Here is a 16,497-nt window from a genome sequence, read left to right as displayed (position 1 = left end):
CCGCCAAGTAGCTAGCGAGATGTGAAAAATCGTAAATGTTTACACTATTTGTGCTGGCTTTACTGAAGATCGGTGACGTCCTGGGCCCGACTTTCGAAACTCAGCTGCGCCTTAGCAATATCGCTCACAACTTCAGCGAGCCGATAGGTATATGAGTCCTGCGAGGACTCAAAGTAATACAAATTCAGAGGTACTGATAATATAGAGCCTCCTACTAAATCTTTATAATAAACATTTTCACAATAAAACGCTTCCATATATTTCGGTACAAGCGCAATCCCGTTTCCAGCAGCTACGATTGCTAAAACAGAGAGTAATTGTGATACGTCTTCAAAAGTGCGAGGTAATAATCTTAGATTTTTCGAATCTGCAAAAAAAACTTGCACCCGCGCACCGCATATATTTCTGTCAAAATAGAGATCCTGATCTTTAATTTCAAATGTATTGATGGCTTTACTATCAATCCAAGCCGAATTTTCTTTAGGTATAGCTAAAACCATTCGTTCTTCGCTAACCGCTCTGCTTTTGAGCATATGAAAACTCGCTGCTGTGGACCAGGTAAATAACGCATCTAAACAATTAGATGTGACAGCCTCAAACGCATTTGAGGCTGATACCTCTTCCAGCACGACTATGATGTCTGGGAATTTCTGGTTAAATATTTTTACGATGTCGGGTATTTTACCGTGCAGACCAATAGCGCTTGTGTATCCAACAACGATTCGCCCACGCTCACCGCGCGCGATTTGGCGAACTCGAACAATGGCTTGCTCCGCGTCCTCAAGTATCGCTTGCGCATCATATAAGAAAGAGCGCCCTATTTCATTTAACTGAACTTTACGAGGTGAACGGTCAAATAGTTCAACTTCCAGTTCGCGCTCTAAATTGCGAATCTGGATACTTAGTGGTGGCTGTTGAATTCCTAGGCGACGCGCAGCTCTAGTCATGCTTTGTTCTTCAGCAACAACGACAAAATAACGTAAATGTCTGAGCTCCATCCTAGGCACCTCTACGATGTTTTTAAATTAAATAAGAAAAAATATATCAATCCCACCGCTCAATTCTTTCTACTAGTAAAGTTGCCTCTCTCTTATGGCAGACCAAGACAGCTCTATAGGGCTGAAGATCAATTCCAGACAAAAATATTTTTTAATGCGCCAGGCAGCTCTACTTCCACCTCCAAGAAATGATAACTACTCGCATTACTTTTAAGTGAATACCCTAAATGGTTGTTATGCTCATCATTATGGACCTCGCACCCTCCAACATAATCTTAATAAGCGGTTGACACCCCAGCAAATGGTACTATATAACATAACCGTTCCAGTTGGAATAGATAACCTAGATTCGCATATGCCTACAGCTAACAGGTTGATGCCTCCCAAACCATCGTTGGCATTCAGCCCCGTGGATTAGCTGGGCTCAAATCGAAATTAGGAACGCCGGTGGCTAAACTTCATCCATAAGCGAGACACTATGACCTGTCCATATGAAATCATTAAAGAACTTGAGCTTGTTCGCCACCCCGAGGGAGGTTGGTATCGAGAAACTTGGCGAGCCGATAGTTACGGAGGACAACGTAGTACCGCGTCAATAATTTACTTTCTGCTTGAGCATCAGCAGCAATCACACTGGCACCGCGTAGATGCTGCGGAAATCTGGCTTTGGCATGCAGGGCATCCGATTGAATTGAAGACTGCAATCACAGAGGCGGGACCAGTAACAAGTCGGATGTTGGGTCCTAGCGTATTACAAGGTGAAACGCCACAACTTCTTATCCTACCAAATGAATGGCAGGCAGCAGAGGCAAATGCAGGCTGGGCCTTAGTGTCATGTGTTGTATCACCAGCATTTAATTTCGAAGGTTTTACGTTAGCACCGGAAAATTGGGCGCCAAGATCATAATAGTGACCGGCACTGAATAAGATTCACATCTGTCTCTAAAATTACAAAGCGTCAAATGAAACGTTTAGGCGCTTTGTAATTTTGGGGCAGATCCGAAGTCGTTTATACCTGATGCAGAAGGTGAATCACTCTGCTTTCACACATAACGTTAACTTATCGAGATTTTCTGTAGACACGCCTATAAATCAGCCACTCTTCCGTGGTTATCCAGGATAACTGCCGAAAGATAGAAATAATTTTCCATTGATCCATTTTGATTCGTCAGAGACAAGAAATACCGCGGTCGATAAAATATCATCATTTGGATAATTTGTTGACTTTACCCGCTCCGCTGATAATTGCACCCTTCCTTTTATGTGCTCGCTGAGACATGCATGTCTACCGAGCTCGCTCGGCTCCTTATTAAAAAAAATTTTTGCCTTAATCATGTTTACTCGAATCGAGCGCGCAGCCAATTCGCTAGATAGTGCTAACGTAAGCCTCTCTACTGTTCGGCTAACTGGTTCCAAAAGAGAAGAATTTGATGATGGAGAAAAAGTTTCTAATGAAGAGATATTCAACACACTCCCTCCCCTAACCATATACTTCGCAGCTTTATCTATAGCAATAAGGTAAGTATAAGTGCTGAACTCCATATGCGCAGAAAAAGAAATATCTGATTTTTCTTCTGCAGGCAGAGGGTTATAAATTTCTGAGTTATTTACCAATACATCTAATCTTTCGTAAAGCTGGATTACTGTTTTAAATAGGTCCTCGATCTCTGTAGCATTGCTTGTAACTCCACGAATTGCAACAGCCTCCCCTCCTTTACTTGATATATCTGCAACCAAACTCTCCGCAAACGTTCTATTCACAGAATAATTTACCACTACGATCGCTGCCTCTGACGCAAAAACGCGCGCCAATACCCCTCCTAGCCCCTTGTCGGCACCTATTATAACGATGACCTTATCTTCCAATCGATTATTCATATGTGAATCGTCCTCGACAGCCGCATGACAAATCTACACAAACGTATAGCTGCTTGATCAAACTAATATTTTGCATATTGAAAGGAATAAGGAGGTACAGCACGCGTACATAAACGTCATTATGGGCGGAACAAAAATTACGTATATTAATGCTTGCTGTTAAGCCAGCTAAGTAAGCCCTAAAACATATAACATAGATTTTTCTGCGAAGTAAATTTGATTTTATCGTGCTTCTACAATCAGCAGCACTCCGGTATTTTTAGCTTAACAAAAACTTTTCTTAAATTCTTTAAATTTATTAGATATGAGAGTGATTGCTTTGGAGTATGGCAAGTCATCGCCGAACAGTTTTCAATGCGGGCATAATTTACTAATATACTTTTAACCACTAAACCCTATACTTTTTTGCAATCGACTAGAAGCAAGTTCACAAGCCCCCCCAACTATAAAGGTCGCCGCGCACTACCTTCTGCTCCCACTTGGAGCCTTATGGCTTACCTCGAACTTCAGCACAGCGAGGTCTCCGCGGCTTACCCCCTTTGCTTTTCCGCCTATGTGTGACTTTACCAATCAGACGCATACTCTCGGCTAGCCCTAGTTTTCCCGCAGCGCGCAGCTATTTGCTGACGTAGCATACGATGGCTGTGTACCGGGTCGCTTCGCATCGGCAAACGAGCGGCGGAGATTATGAGCTTGACCAGTGAGCACGGGTGAATGGTCATGGTCGATACGCGCATCGAAAGAAAGTTCCCCCCCCGCCTGCCGACGCGGCGGGCGAATGAGATACCGACATACTGCGGCAAAGGTGGATGCCCATCTGACTGTGCAACCACTGATAGGGCACCATATTTTATATAGACTAGTCGCCAAGATTGCGGCATTACATGCAATCAGAACATATCGCTCTAAATTCAGAAATTTTCGAAGTGTGGTCGCCGTCCGCTTACATTCACTTCGCTTAGGCTGCTTTTGACCAATTCTACGCTAAGCAAACCGTCGAGCTTTTCGACTATAAGCGTCCCTGCGTTAGACAAAAAGAGAAGATGCCAATGGGTGTACGTATGATGGGCGGCTCCGCAGCAAGCCGCTCGGTAGACTACTTCCTATCTCATTTAATCAACTCAAAGCTTGCAGACGAGCAGCAGCCCGCTCTGCTGCGTTACGTCGCTTGAGCATAAACTCGCGGTTACGAACGCTCAGCTTATCCAGCAATTCCCGACTCGCGCCTTCTGGCGAACCACACGAAAAAGGCGGTGCTGGGTCGTACTCAATCTGAAGCTGAATTTCTTCTGCAATTTCACGCCCGTGAGTATCCGCAATGACTGTCAGTGCAAATTCAATACCTGACGTCACGCCTGCACCGGTTACTCTGTCACGATCCCAAACAACCCGCTCCGCGACGGGCGTCGCACCGAATAGAGATAGCTGATCCAAGGAGGACCAATGCGATGTAGCTCGATATCCCTCAAGTAAGCCGGCGGCACCTAATACTAGAGATCCTGTACATACGGAGGTAATGAGTTTCGTATCTTTTGTAGTGCGCCGCAGATAGTCAAGCGTCTCCTGATCATCCATTAATGCAATTTGTCCAGGGCCACCCGGAACGCAAATTATGTCAAGTTTGGGGTGTGCTTCAAAACTCGCGTTAGGCATGATTTCCAATCCCAGATCTGACTTGACTAAAGTTTGGGTCTTCCAGATCAAGTGGACATCGACATTAGGGGCCCTGGCAAATACCTCGTACGTCGCTGTTAAATCAAGTTGCGTAAGCTCGGGATAGAGCAAAAAACCTACTGATAACGATGCAGACGACATTAGGAACCTCCAGAGATGAAAAGCCTACTTGAATATCTCGACAGGATGACAACAAAAAAATTCAGTCATGTGTTATTGATGGCGTTACTGACAGACAGGAGTTATTGCTCATTGCTACTTGCGATTCTTAATAGGCTCGATCTTGCACGTTGGCGCCGCCGAATATGAGCTGCTGGACCATCGGTGTGGCAACAAACCGACTCGGGAAAATTGGCTCCGGCGCACTTGCGTGATCCAAGCGGGCAATATGAGATTCTGCCAGCTCTATGCTCAGTGCCTTCAAGTTGTCCTCGGCTTGTCGTAACGTTCGCGCGCCGATAATGGGCGCCACCACGGCCGGATTTCGCAACGTCCACGCAAGCGCAACTTGGGAAGGCGTTGCGCCGATTTCCTCAGCAATATCTACCACCACACTGGCGATTTGCAATGAACGCTCGGTCAAGTGCCCCGATGAACTGATAACGCCCTTGCGTTGTGACGCTACGCCGGCTTCGTTGCTTGGGCTAAGGTCGTTACGCCCGTATTTACCGGTCAGAATGCCGCCGCCCAAGGGTGACCACGGTATTACGCCCAGCCCCATTTCTTGAGCCATTGGCAGCAGCTCATGTTCCACCGTGCGCTCCACTAGGCTGTATTCAATTTGTAAGGCCACCAGGGGCGACCAACCGCGCAGCTCTGAGAGCGCTTGCAACTGCACTACCTTCCACGCGGGGGTGTTGCAGATTCCCAGATACAGAACCTTGCCGCTGCGTACGAGGTCATCCAAACCTCGCATCACCTCTTCCGCGCTTGTGGTGAAGTCCCATGCATGCAGGTACAGCAGTTCTATACGGTCGGTGTCTAGCTGACTAAGGCTGGTTTCAACCGAACGCATCAAGTTAAGCCGATGATTGCCGCCTGAGTTGGGATCACCGGGGTCACGGGCCATGGTGTACTTTGTAGAAATAACCAGGCGATCACGGCGACCCTTCATGAGCTGGCCAAGAATCCGTTCGGAAGCCCCGTTCGTATAATTGACAGCGGTATCGATAAAGTTTCCGCCAGCCTCGACATAGGCGTTGAATATTTGCCGGGCTCCTGCATCGTCCGTCCCCCAGCCCCAATCAGAGCCAAATGTCATCGTGCCCAATGCGAGAGGGGAAACACGAATGCCGGAACGGCCGAGCAGACGATAGTTATCTAGTGCTGAATGGCTAAACATTGTGACTCCTCACGAAACAAAGGTTGACTTCTGTTGGGAGGGATTTTGCGTGGGAACGACGACTTGCACCTAGCCGGATCGTCCTGCATCCTTGCATCATCGTCCGAACTATTGCGCGTTCTGTCGTAGAGCGTTTTGAGGTACACCATGAATCCGCGGCAAAAGCTGATCGATATCATCAGCCGTCATGCACCTTCAAATGGCTTTCACTCGACGCCATTGACAGGCGTTACTCTGGTGCGTTCCGACAGCCCAACAGTGCCCATGCCCGTAGTATATGAGCCTACTCTCTGCTACATCGTGCAAGGCCGTAAGCAGGTGTTGGTGGGCACCACAACCTACGTTTACGACGCGGCCAACTATCTAGTGGCCTCAGTGGACATTCCGGTGATGGGCTCGGTCATCGAAGCCAGCGAGTCAAAACCCTATTTGTGCCTGGTGCTTGACCTCGACATGCAGGTGCTGAGCGAATTAGCCCTGCGTGATACGCCGAGCCGTTGCGAGAAAGCCTCCCCGGTATCGACCGGCATAGAGCTCCATGGTAATACACCGGAGCTACTCGACGCCGTGACCAGGCTGGCTGGCTTACTGGACACTCCACAAGACGCAGTTGAACTGGCTCCGCTGGTGGTGCGCGAGGTGCTCTATCGGCTCCTCACCCGCCGGGGCAATTACATGCTGTTGCAAATGGCTAAGGCCGATAGCCGCCTATCCCAGATTGCCAAAGCGATTACCTGGCTCCGCGCTCACTACCAAAAACCGTTACGCATTGACGATATTGCCGACATCGCCGGCATGAGCCGCTCCACCTTTCACGCTCATTTCAAAGCGGTAACGTCGATGAGTCCGCTCGAGTTTCGCTGCCTTCTGCGGCTGCAGGAAGCCCGGCGCCTGATGGTCGCCGAGGCGCTGGACGCTGCCGCAGCCGGTTACCGCGTGGGCTACGAGAGTCCGTCTCAATTCAGCCGTGACTATGCGCGAATGTTTGGCCTGCCCCCTGCCCGGGATGCCGTGCGCTTGCGCAGCGGTGTTTTGACCTAGCTGAAAAACCTCAGGACTCGTGGACATCTCTTTACCTTAAATTGCAACAATCAAATCCGATGAATGCCGATCGGCGCAAAGCAAGGAGTTTTACGAAAGCCTCGTTTCCTTTGGTTTTACTCGTTCTTCTTTGTAGCAATAAGTCGTAAAAAAAAGAACATCACGTGGAAGTGCGTCGCCACATCCGTGTTGGCGAAAAGACTCATCCGCGCGGTGCACGGGTTTGCTAGCTCTGCCCCCCGGCGCTGTGCGGCGAGTTACCGTCCACTACCAATTTAGTTGACCGGGCTTTCAGGCCGTTATCGAACAGATAGCGGCCCGGTTACTGCCACGCGCGCTCATTGCTCATTGTGTGACGACTGACAGGACTCCGTAACTGGCCGCTCCAGCCGGTAACGTGGCCGCTTTGGTGCGTTGTGATCCTTGTCCGGGTGCTCACTCATCAGGCCGCGCACTGAGGCAAGTGCCGCTACGCACCTGTTGACGGCGGAGCGCCTGCAAATAGCCCAACAACGTATTTTCTAGCATGCTGGCTAACTGCACTACGATCTCCCTGAGCAATACGGTCGCCCACTCCGGCGCTTCCCTGCGCAACGCGCCTAAGCGCACCTCATAGACAGGCGTGACGGGTAAAGGCATGGCGGCAATTTCTTTCGAACACGTGACGCTGTTGCTTAAAAACCACTGGTTTGCGTGGCGGTACATATATATGGGGGAATTGGTGCTGCCACCTTGTCGCGGTAAGTCTGCGGCTACTTGCGGATGATGCTGACATTGATATCGGGACGGATTAATCCACTAGAAATTCAGGTGCTAGGTCGCAGGCGTTCCCGTACGACCCAAGATATAAAAGTCGATGGGTAGAGTTACGTTGGTGCGTGCAAATCCTAGCAATTAGCGTGATCGCGCCCGCTCAAACTGATGGACTGTGTATGCATATATATCGATATCCAAAAGTATTATCAGTCGACCCTAACTAATACGAAATTTATATAAGCCTCACTAAATATTTCATCCCGGTGCAGTTATATTTGTTTTTTATGTGCAACAAGCTTGACGATGAGTTCTGGCTATGCGAGATTTCAACGGCCCGAGGGAGCTCCACTAGTGGTTACGAAAATTTTGCTTTTACTAAAAAATACCGTTGCATTTGCAAGACAAAAAATTCGCACGCATTCGCCAATATTGTAGGCACAACGATCATCTCACAATCAGGGAGTAATTATGAGCATCATTAATGACGCGTCATCTACACCCCTATCTTTAAGGCCGGTTGTAAAGCTAGGACCTCTCGAAGTTCACAATGAGAATTCTAAAAAAACTACAACTGCCTACTCTTCATCGCCTGAAAGTGTCTCAGTGGTATTATCACCTGAAGGAAAAGTAAAATCCGACAATGAGAAGAGTACGCATCCCGATATTGATGCTGCTAAACTCCCAAAGTCAATAAAAAATTATCTGAAAGCAATTCGAGATCTTCAAGAAAAGATTGATAAAAAAATTCAAGAACTTGAAAGTGTCGCAAGAGACCAGTCACTTAGCGAAAATATACGAAATCTCAAATCCCAAAATATACAAATCCAAATCTCTGTCTTCAGCAACACGTTAAGTTCGGTTATAACTAATATGCTTCAGGAAGAGTCAGCGCTAAAACTTGATGGTGCTGATCGCACACTCGCGGCCTCGTTGATGGCGCCGAAATAGTTTTCAGCAATTAAGAAATACAATTATCTTGGATTGGCGATACGTCGTAGCAATTATCGAGGTTCGAAGGGTGCTAATGATGGAGTTCGGCATACAATATTTATACGCAACATATCTCGACAAGTTTTCTGCGGCAGCCATAAGTTTGGTTTGAATGCGTCATTCCGATATACACGGTTGAGCCTAAATCATTAGGTTTTATGTTTTTTAAAATTTCTAGATGCGAAAGCTAGGCAGCGTGTGGGACTCGCAGTATACATGGCTTCCTCCTCGCGACGTCGCTCTCCCTGCAGTCGCGGCGACGGCGAAAGGCTAACCGCCTTAGCCGATTGCAGATTTTCAAGCCGGTTGTCGTGCTGCAGCGCCAGAACAAAACTGCGGCTATCGAATTAAGCGACTCAAACATTGAACTTCATCTTGGCCGTAAATATTGGTATTAGTTGATGTTGCATTAGTGGGATTGCAACGCCCAATGAGTGGATGCGGTCCGACACACAACCTATACCTGGAAAGTAGGAGGACTTAATTTATGCAAACGACCTTCGACATCCCCGCCTTGCGCTCAGGCCAAAAGCGTGGCGCAGACTTGTTCGTGGAGGTACTAGAAAGTGAAGGCGTCCGTCATATATTTGGAAATCCCGGAACCACCGAGTTGCCGCTGCTTGATGCGCTTTCCGACTGCGCGACAATTGATTACATACTTTGCTTGCAAGAAGCTAGCGTAGTCGCCATGGCCGACGGCTATGCTCAAGCGTGCGGTCGCCCTGGCTTCGTTAATTTGCATACCGCCGGCGGCCTAGGTAATGCCATGGGTGCAATTCTCAACGCCAAAATGGCAAACACCCCCATGGTGATCACCGCTGGCCAGCAAGATACCCGCCATGGCGTCACCGACCCGTTGTTACATGGCGACCTGGTGAGTATTGCTCGGCCAAATGTCAAATGGGCGGAGGAAATCCTACATCCTGAACATATCCCTATGTTGCTGCGCCGTGCGTTCCAAGACTGTCGTACAGCTCCGGCAGGTCCTGTTTTTCTTTCATTACCCATCGATGTAATGGAACGCTACACCATGATGGAAGCAGGCCAGCCGTCTCGTATTGAGCGAGGTTACATCGCCAGGCTAGATGACTTAGCCGAGGCATTGGCTGACGTTATACCCGGCCGTCTAGCGCTGGTGGTGGGTGACGAAGTATTTACCGCAGGTGCTGGCCTAGATGTTGTTGCGCTTGCGGAAGTGCTCGGCACGCCTGTATTTGGTTCTTCTTGGCCAGGACACATTCCATTTCCGACCTCACATCCTTACTGGCAAGGCACCTTGCCGCCGAGGGCTTCTGATATCCATAGGACGCTTGCACCATTTGACGCAGTGTTTGTGTTGGGCGGCCATTCGTTGATCAGTTATCCTTATTCCGAGGGGCCAGCTATCCCACGTCAGTGCAAGCTTTATCAATTGACCCTTGACGGAAATCAACTTGGCCGGGTTCATGAAGTTGCCCTTGGCGTAGTAGGAGAGCTGCGGCAGTCACTTCAAGCTCTGCTACCATTAGTTCGGCTCAAATACCTGCGTCATAAAAATAAGATAGCCACTTTATACACCCAGGCGATAGAAGCGCGCGAAGCACGTCGTGTAGAAATCAATACTCGTGCGAACAAGGAAATAGATGCACTTGTGACAACACCTTTCGTCGCTGCAAGAGAGACGCTGCGGGCAATTGGGCCGTCCATCCCAATTATTGACGAGGCACCAGCTACCATTGCGCATGTGAGGGCATGCTTGGACTCACCATCTACTTGCCAATATCTTTTTACACGCAGTGCGATTCTAGGCTGGGGTATGCCCGCGGCAGTTGGTACCTCCCTAGGGCTAAGAGGAACTCCCGTAGTGTGCCTAGTAGGCGACGGCTCAGCAATGTATTCCCCGCAAGCCTTGTGGACTGCCGTTCATAAACGTTTGCCAGTAACATTTGTGGTGATGAACAATTGCGAATACAACATATTAAAAAACTATACTCGTGCGCAAGCTCACTTCCGCAGCGCCAGAACAAACCGTTTCATTGGCATGGACATAACTGATCCCACTATTGATTTCATGGCATTGGCCGCTTGTTACGGTTTACCTGCGCAGCGAGTAACAGAGGCTCAGGATATCATGACAGCAGTCGAAAAAGGCATAAGATCCGCAATGCCAAACCTCGTCGAAATAGTGATTTCTAATAGACCTCTAACCGGCTGACCAAATTTATAATTTTATGACAGCATGGAAAAGTATTTGGTCATGTGCGTAAGGAGTTGAACATGGATGCATTAGATCAATGCTGCGAGATATCACAAAGATCTACAATACAACAAATGTGTTTACAGCCTTAAAATACACTCCTCATAGACGTTTGACAGCTAGTAAACAGCTCACAGTCCAGAGGTTGACGGCGATAAGAATAATTGACATCGAAAAACAAGCAAAAAACTAAAGCATTAATTTTATGCGAGAACTTATAGAGGTATAAATTTTTGAAAAATGCAAATAATCCGCACATCTGAAGCGCAAAAAAAATTAAGTAAAAGATCAACCTAAAAATTGACAGCGCACAGATTCAGTTCTGTCTCACCAACAGCAAAATCTAATGAATTAACAATTGGGCAGCCATTATGATAAAAACAACCCAAACTACAGAATTTGCAAAACCGAATGCAACGGATAGCTCTAACCCAGGATCAAAGCCTGGATACTAATCATTCATTCAAAATGGTGTGCTTATGAAAAAAATAATCCCAATAGCATTTATGGGTATATCGAATATTTGCCTTGGTTCGATTGGAGCCAACCTTAATGAAGTCGTTATATATGCGACGGAGCAATCCAGAGGGTCCATATCAATAGGGAGTGAGTCGGCATATACCAAAATCTTTTTAGTTACCATTGCCAATCTATCTGGTAAAGATATTGACTTGTCAACATTATGTTTACTCGCTTACGCTCCAGATGGCGATAAATTTGATCTAGACACAATTGATAAGGAACTGATCACAGGCCGCTTGGAATCCAAAGCAATAATAAAAGGAGTTGCCGCATTTGCCTCGCAAAATGAAAAGGTGTTCAGTGCAACTTTGGTTAAAGAGTCACAAAATTGCAACTAATAAAGCACTCGGCTAAAAAACTGCCACTTCACATTGATAAGTTCTCAAAAGTAAATATTGATAATTTTTTAAGCTGCATCTACTAGAGAAAGTATCTCGCTTATCCTAATGATGCGATAAGTATGCGCAATCAAATTTATTGATTGTACGTTAGACGTAAGGGGATTTACGATGTGCAGCGATGTTATTTGCTACCTGATTCGATCTGATATTTTCGAGTATGTCGTTTTCGGAGCTCTCTTCATTCATCTGCTGCTCAAGCTGTATCAGAACTACATCGAGCCAATAGATGACGTCTGATTGCAACGTTCTATGTATAAGACCTGGGCGCTGCCGCGCAGATGCACGGCCGAATCGCTCGATTTTTAGGAAAGCTCATCAGCCTACTATGGAGGTCTGCGCAACGTGTACTTTGTCCTTCATTCCTCACTCTACTTACTTCAGAGCTCGATTTATCTCCCACATCCTTGGCCTAGCTCGCGAATCGCTTGAGCCGTTATGAACAGCGATCGATGAACAGGCGCGTTAATTTCTAGAGCGGTTAGCCAGTAATTTCAGGCTCATGAGCCGCTTATGAACATCTGACATCGCCCACTTGTTCAATGATGTATTACGCTATACGTGTCACCCAGCGACTTTGTAGATCTCAGCAACCACCTGCTTCACTGCGTCTTCGATCGCACCTTCATTCCGGCACATCACCCAGCCATGCTCCGCAACGGCCTGCTCGAACATCTCTGTGCATGCAACATGCTCTGCATACTTCTGGATTACCGTACCGCCCAATCCTCGCGACCGTGCAACTGCCCTTGCCCACGAAATATCCGGCGCGGTGACAACGCCGACATGCACATCCGGCACTCGCACGTCCCGCTCCCGGTTCAACTGGAGAATCTCTGCAAACGAGATGGTGTGTCGAAACGCAGCATCGGACGGATACCAGCGATCAATCAGGATAACGCTGTCCAACGGCTGCTGAGTCAGTACGTTCCGGGATATCCAGCTGCGACTCTCGGCAAAACGCTCGCACACAGCCCATTCCAGATCCCGCGAGGGATTTCTGGCAAGTTCGTTAACCAGGGCCATGGTTTCCCTTCTGTAGGGATCGCTTTTTCTCTCGCAAAGTCGGATGACTTTCTTGTTGTGCGCCCTCAGCGTTGCCGTTACAGCCTCCAACAGCGTAGTTTTGCCGGTGCCTTTGGGCCCATCCAGGGAAACAAAAAACGGAATATTCATTTGTCACACAGTGATCAGGATAATGATAACCACGCCTCTTCTTGTCGACGTGATTGAGTGATCGACCCAGCCGGTAGTTATATCTGTGAAAAAGAGTGAGCTTCCAGTAAAAACCTGCGTGACCTGTGGACTTCCCTTCACGTGGAGGAAGAAATGGGCACGCTGCTGGGATGAAGTGCGCTACTGCTCGGAGCGTTGCCGGCGCAGCAAAAGCTGACCCTGCTCCAGCAGCTGACTAATCATCTGCCAAGAGCTTTTTGACTTCGGCGATGATCAAGTCGATGTTGAAGGGTTTGGCCAATACAGCATCAAAAAGATCCGATCTCTCTATTCCGATATGCGCCTGAGCACCGCTTATCAAGATGATCGGCAATTTATTTGCCGAAGGCAGCGCTCGAATGGCGGTGGCGAATTCCTCGCCGCTCATGACCGGCATCATATAGTCGGTAATGATCAAAGCAGGCCGTTCTCTCTCGAGAACCTCGAGTCCTTTTCGACCATTGCTCGCCGTTACGACCATGTACCCCTCATCCTCCAGCGCGAAGCTAAGGATGTCAGCGATCAAATACTCGTCGTCGACGACCAGGATGGTGGTCATGTTAATTCAACCCACACAAAAGCTTAAGAAATTGAACCGGGCGATGACTCAGCGGGGACCGATGGTTCATGTCTTGAAGCCTTTTTCAGGAAAACATCATGATCACGGATGATGACCTCAAATCGTGAGGGATCGTAAGAGCTGTCTCTTACCTTAAGAATGGATAGCGTCCGGCTTAGTTCAGAGTGATTCTCAGAAAACCGCATCAGCATCAGGTTGTCGACGATGCTAGACAGGTCAGAGTTTGGTGCGCTGACCTCGGAACCAAATAGATCGCGCATTTCCCAGGAGGCAAATACCGTAACGCCCCTGGATCGCAGCTCGTTCATCAGTGCACTGAAGAAGTCAGTAATCCGTGCGGGATTCGTCGAGACTCGCGTCATACCGCTAAGGCTATCGAGAAACACGCGCTTGATGCCCTTCTCTTCTACGAGACTCAGTAGTCGTGTGCCCAACCCATCCAGCAACCCCTCAGTAGTAGGCTGCCAGGCAATGCTCAAGGCGCCGCTGCCTTCCATGCCCTTTATATCGATACCGAGTGATTGGCCTTTGAGTCGCAACCGTTCCGGGCTTTCGTAGAAGCCAAAATGCAGGCCAGGCGCTTCCACGGTCGACTCAGCCAGAAATTTGAGGCCAAGGGTGGTTTTACCAATACCGGAGGGGCCGATTACCAGAGTCACGCTGGAACTGTGCAGACCCCCGCCCAGGATGTCGTCCAGTGATTCAATCCCACTGGCGATACGGGTCATGTCGGCGCTGTCGGGAGACGACGGGTGGCTGTAGAGACTTTCGAGTCGCGGGTAAACCACCAAGCCATTTTCGGTAATTTCACACTCGTGAAGACCGGTCATTGCTGAGCTGCCGCGAGTTTTACGAAGCTGAATTCGACGCACTGACCGAGTGCCGAACAGCTCCTCGCCCATCTCAATCACCCCATCAACCATGGTGTGCTCAGGGCTGCCGTCGTCCAGACGGGAACTGGTGAGAAACAGCACTGTGCAGCCTGCGAAAGCGGCGTGCCCTTGCAACTCGGAAATGAATTTCTTGGTATCGATGTGCGAATCTGCTTTGGAGCGCGCATTGAGCAAGCCGTCTACTACCATCACTGTGGCTTTTTGACGGCTTATCTCGCGCCGCAGCAGTTTCACCACCTCGTCCAGTCCGTCGTTTTCCAACGTGTCAAACGCACTGACAAATTGGATTTCGGCGCCAACCTTGGAAGCGTCGAAGAAGCTCAGAGTCGAAAGGAATTGAAAGAGTCGGTCGTGTGATTCGGCCAGCAGCGTGGCGACCAGAACCCTTCCTCCATTGTTCGCATGATGGAACCCAAGCTGGTTGGCAAGGATCGTTTTTCCAGACCCTGGGCGCCCTTGGATGATGTATGAAGCGCCTGCTACCAGCCCACCCTTGAGCAGAGCGTCTAGCCCTTCGATTCCACTTTGAAGGCGTTTTAGCTTTTCCACGATACGACCCTGATCTGAAAAACAGGCTGTTTAAGCCGAGTGAGGCGGAATGCTAACCCCATTTTTGCTCTGGAGCCATTCCCGCCTCTCCATAACCCTAATGCTGAAACGTCATCATCCCCCGCTCTTCTGCATGTTAATCTCGCCCCACCACGAATAGACATTGATCGTCACAAGACGATGACCAGAATCAGGAAAGCCCATGCCAAAGATTTCTCACTCAGCCCTGCGCCGCAAATTCCGTGAATTGCTTGCTACCCCAACCTGCGTTGAAACCGCGTCCGTCTTTGACCCGATGTCCGCGCGTATTGCCGCTGACCTGGGTTTCGAAGTCGGCATCCTCGGTGGCTCCGTTGCTTCGTTGCAGGTACTGGCCGCGCCCGATTTCGCGTTGATCACCCTGAGTGAGTTCGTTGAGCAAGCCACCCGTATTGGCCGTGTTGCCCAGTTGCCGTTCATCGCCGATGCCGACCATGGCTACGGTAACGCGCTGAACGTGATGCGCACTGTCGAAGAGCTTGAGCGTGCCGGTGTGGCCGCGTTGACCATTGAAGACACGTTGCTGCCGGCGCAATTCGGGCGCAAGTCCACCGACCTGATTTCCATTGAAGAAGGCATCGGCAAGGTCCGCGCGGCGCTGGAAGCCCGTGTTGATCCAGAGTTGTCGATCATTGCCCGCACCAACGCTGGTGTGTTGCCGACCGAGGCTGTGATCGAGCGCACCCTGGCGTATCAGAAAGCCGGTGCCGATGGGATTTGCATGGTGGGTGTGGCGGATTTCGAGCATCTGGAGAAGATCGCCGAGAACCTGACCGTGCCGCTGATGCTGGTGACGTATGGCAATCCCAAGCTCAATGACGCCAAGCGTCTGGCCAGCCTCGGTGTGCGTGTGGTGGTTGCCGGCCATGGTGCCTACTTTGCCGCGATCAAGGCGACCTACGACAGCCTGCGTGCCCAGCGCCAGTTGACCCACAGCACCGATAACCTCAGTGCTACCGAGTTGACGCACACCTATACCTTGCCTGAAAACTACGTGGCCTGGGCTGAAGAGTTCATGGACGTCAAAGAGTAATACGCAAGCCGGGACGAGGGGTGCAACACCCCTCCTTTCCCGCTCCGGTAAAAAACCGATTCACCGGCCGAGCCAACCCCAGGTTCTCGCGCAAGGTCGTACCCTCATACTTGCGACGGAAAATCCCGCGTGCCTGCAGCGCTGGAACCACCTTGTCGACAACGTCATTCAAGCCTCCCGGCAGCCACGGGAACATCACGTTGAAACTATCACTGCCCTCCTCCTCCAGCCATTATGTGTCGTTGAGCACTGTGAACCCATAGCACATAACTCGTGTGTATTTGCGTGGATTATCAGGGGTAATCACGCGATGTAACCTGTGCTCCAAAGCGCAAGCACACCGCCTTGCGCAG

Annotated in this window: 14 protein-coding genes and 1 pseudogene; 7 read left to right on the top strand and 8 right to left on the bottom strand. The window is 49.3% G+C overall.

The window, feature by feature from the left end:
- Positions 1 to 59: 59 nt before the first annotated feature.
- Positions 60 to 998: a LysR family transcriptional regulator gene (locus KUA23_RS15270; RefSeq protein ID WP_252992325.1), complete on the bottom strand. Its 939-nt coding sequence runs from the start codon at positions 996 to 998 to the stop codon at positions 60 to 62.
- A 478-nt stretch (positions 999 to 1,476) separates the two neighbouring features.
- On the opposite strand from KUA23_RS15270, the gene KUA23_RS30370 reads away from it, so the two are divergent.
- Positions 1,477 to 1,905: a cupin domain-containing protein gene (locus KUA23_RS30370; RefSeq protein WP_428847314.1), complete on the top strand. Its 429-nt coding sequence runs from the start codon at positions 1,477 to 1,479 to the stop codon at positions 1,903 to 1,905.
- 203 nt (positions 1,906 to 2,108) lie between these two features.
- Here the strand turns inward: KUA23_RS30370 and KUA23_RS15265 are convergent, their stop codons facing one another.
- The 3 genes from KUA23_RS15265 to KUA23_RS15255 all read right to left on the bottom strand — a co-directional run bounded on the left by KUA23_RS15265 (position 2,109) and on the right by KUA23_RS15255 (position 5,892).
- Complete coding sequence (locus tag KUA23_RS15265; protein WP_252992324.1) at positions 2,109 to 2,876, bottom strand: SDR family oxidoreductase; 768 nt, start codon at positions 2,874 to 2,876, stop codon at positions 2,109 to 2,111.
- A gap of 1,116 nt (positions 2,877 to 3,992) precedes the next feature.
- Complete coding sequence (locus tag KUA23_RS15260; RefSeq protein WP_252992323.1) at positions 3,993 to 4,691, bottom strand: DJ-1/PfpI family protein; 699 nt, start codon at positions 4,689 to 4,691, stop codon at positions 3,993 to 3,995.
- A gap of 127 nt (positions 4,692 to 4,818) precedes the next feature.
- Positions 4,819 to 5,892, bottom strand: coding sequence for an aldo/keto reductase (locus KUA23_RS15255; RefSeq protein WP_252992322.1), 1,074 nt, complete (start codon positions 5,890 to 5,892; stop codon positions 4,819 to 4,821).
- A 147-nt stretch (positions 5,893 to 6,039) separates the two neighbouring features.
- Here KUA23_RS15255 and KUA23_RS15250 point away from each other — a divergent pair, with 147 nt between their 5' ends.
- From KUA23_RS15250 to KUA23_RS15235, 4 genes are all read left to right on the top strand, one after another.
- Positions 6,040 to 6,933: an AraC family transcriptional regulator gene (locus KUA23_RS15250; protein WP_214497016.1), complete on the top strand. Its 894-nt coding sequence runs from the start codon at positions 6,040 to 6,042 to the stop codon at positions 6,931 to 6,933.
- A 1,224-nt stretch (positions 6,934 to 8,157) separates the two neighbouring features.
- Complete coding sequence (locus tag KUA23_RS15245; RefSeq protein ID WP_252992321.1) at positions 8,158 to 8,637, top strand: hypothetical protein; 480 nt, start codon at positions 8,158 to 8,160, stop codon at positions 8,635 to 8,637.
- Between the two features lie 529 nt (positions 8,638 to 9,166).
- Positions 9,167 to 10,873 carry a thiamine pyrophosphate-binding protein gene (locus KUA23_RS15240; protein WP_252992320.1) on the top strand — a complete coding sequence of 569 codons (1,707 nt, stop codon included), beginning with the start codon at positions 9,167 to 9,169 and terminating at the stop codon, positions 10,871 to 10,873.
- Between the two features lie 521 nt (positions 10,874 to 11,394).
- Entirely contained in the window at positions 11,395 to 11,775 is a 381-nt protein-coding gene (locus tag KUA23_RS15235; RefSeq protein WP_214497019.1) for a DUF4354 family protein, read from the top strand.
- 624 nt (positions 11,776 to 12,399) lie between these two features.
- Here KUA23_RS15235 and KUA23_RS15230 read toward each other — a convergent pair.
- Positions 12,400 to 13,011: a dTMP kinase gene (locus KUA23_RS15230; protein ID WP_252992319.1), complete on the bottom strand. Its 612-nt coding sequence runs from the start codon at positions 13,009 to 13,011 to the stop codon at positions 12,400 to 12,402.
- 85 nt (positions 13,012 to 13,096) lie between these two features.
- Between KUA23_RS15230 and KUA23_RS15225 the strand changes: the two genes are divergently transcribed.
- Complete coding sequence (locus KUA23_RS15225; protein ID WP_078048468.1) at positions 13,097 to 13,228, top strand: DUF2256 domain-containing protein; 132 nt, start codon at positions 13,097 to 13,099, stop codon at positions 13,226 to 13,228.
- An 18-nt stretch (positions 13,229 to 13,246) separates the two neighbouring features.
- Here KUA23_RS15225 and KUA23_RS15220 read toward each other — a convergent pair whose 3' ends face one another.
- Together KUA23_RS15220 and KUA23_RS15215 are read right to left on the bottom strand one after the other, a co-directional pair.
- Positions 13,247 to 13,609, bottom strand: a complete 363-nt coding sequence (locus KUA23_RS15220; protein WP_252992318.1) for a response regulator — start codon at positions 13,607 to 13,609, stop codon at positions 13,247 to 13,249.
- Between the two features lie 23 nt (positions 13,610 to 13,632).
- Positions 13,633 to 15,072, bottom strand: a complete 1,440-nt coding sequence (locus KUA23_RS15215; RefSeq protein ID WP_252992317.1) for an ATPase domain-containing protein — start codon at positions 15,070 to 15,072, stop codon at positions 13,633 to 13,635.
- Positions 15,073 to 15,274: 202 nt separating this feature from the next.
- Here KUA23_RS15215 and KUA23_RS15210 point away from each other — a divergent pair, with 202 nt between their 5' ends.
- Complete coding sequence (locus tag KUA23_RS15210) at positions 15,275 to 16,144, top strand: isocitrate lyase/PEP mutase family protein (protein WP_028616149.1); 870 nt, start codon at positions 15,275 to 15,277, stop codon at positions 16,142 to 16,144.
- Here KUA23_RS15210 and KUA23_RS15205 read toward each other — a convergent pair.
- Positions 16,134 to 16,376 (bottom strand): annotated as a pseudogene (locus KUA23_RS15205) (hypothetical protein); the annotation flags it as partial. The gene KUA23_RS15210 and the pseudogene KUA23_RS15205 overlap by 11 nt on opposite strands.
- Positions 16,377 to 16,497: the final 121 nt, after the last annotated feature.

It is taken from the genome of Pseudomonas pergaminensis, assembly GCF_024112395.2.
Lineage (GTDB): Bacteria > Pseudomonadota > Gammaproteobacteria > Pseudomonadales > Pseudomonadaceae > Aquipseudomonas > Aquipseudomonas pergaminensis.
The sequence above is the reverse complement of the archived record's forward strand: the minus strand, read 5'-3'. Positions and strand labels throughout refer to the sequence as shown.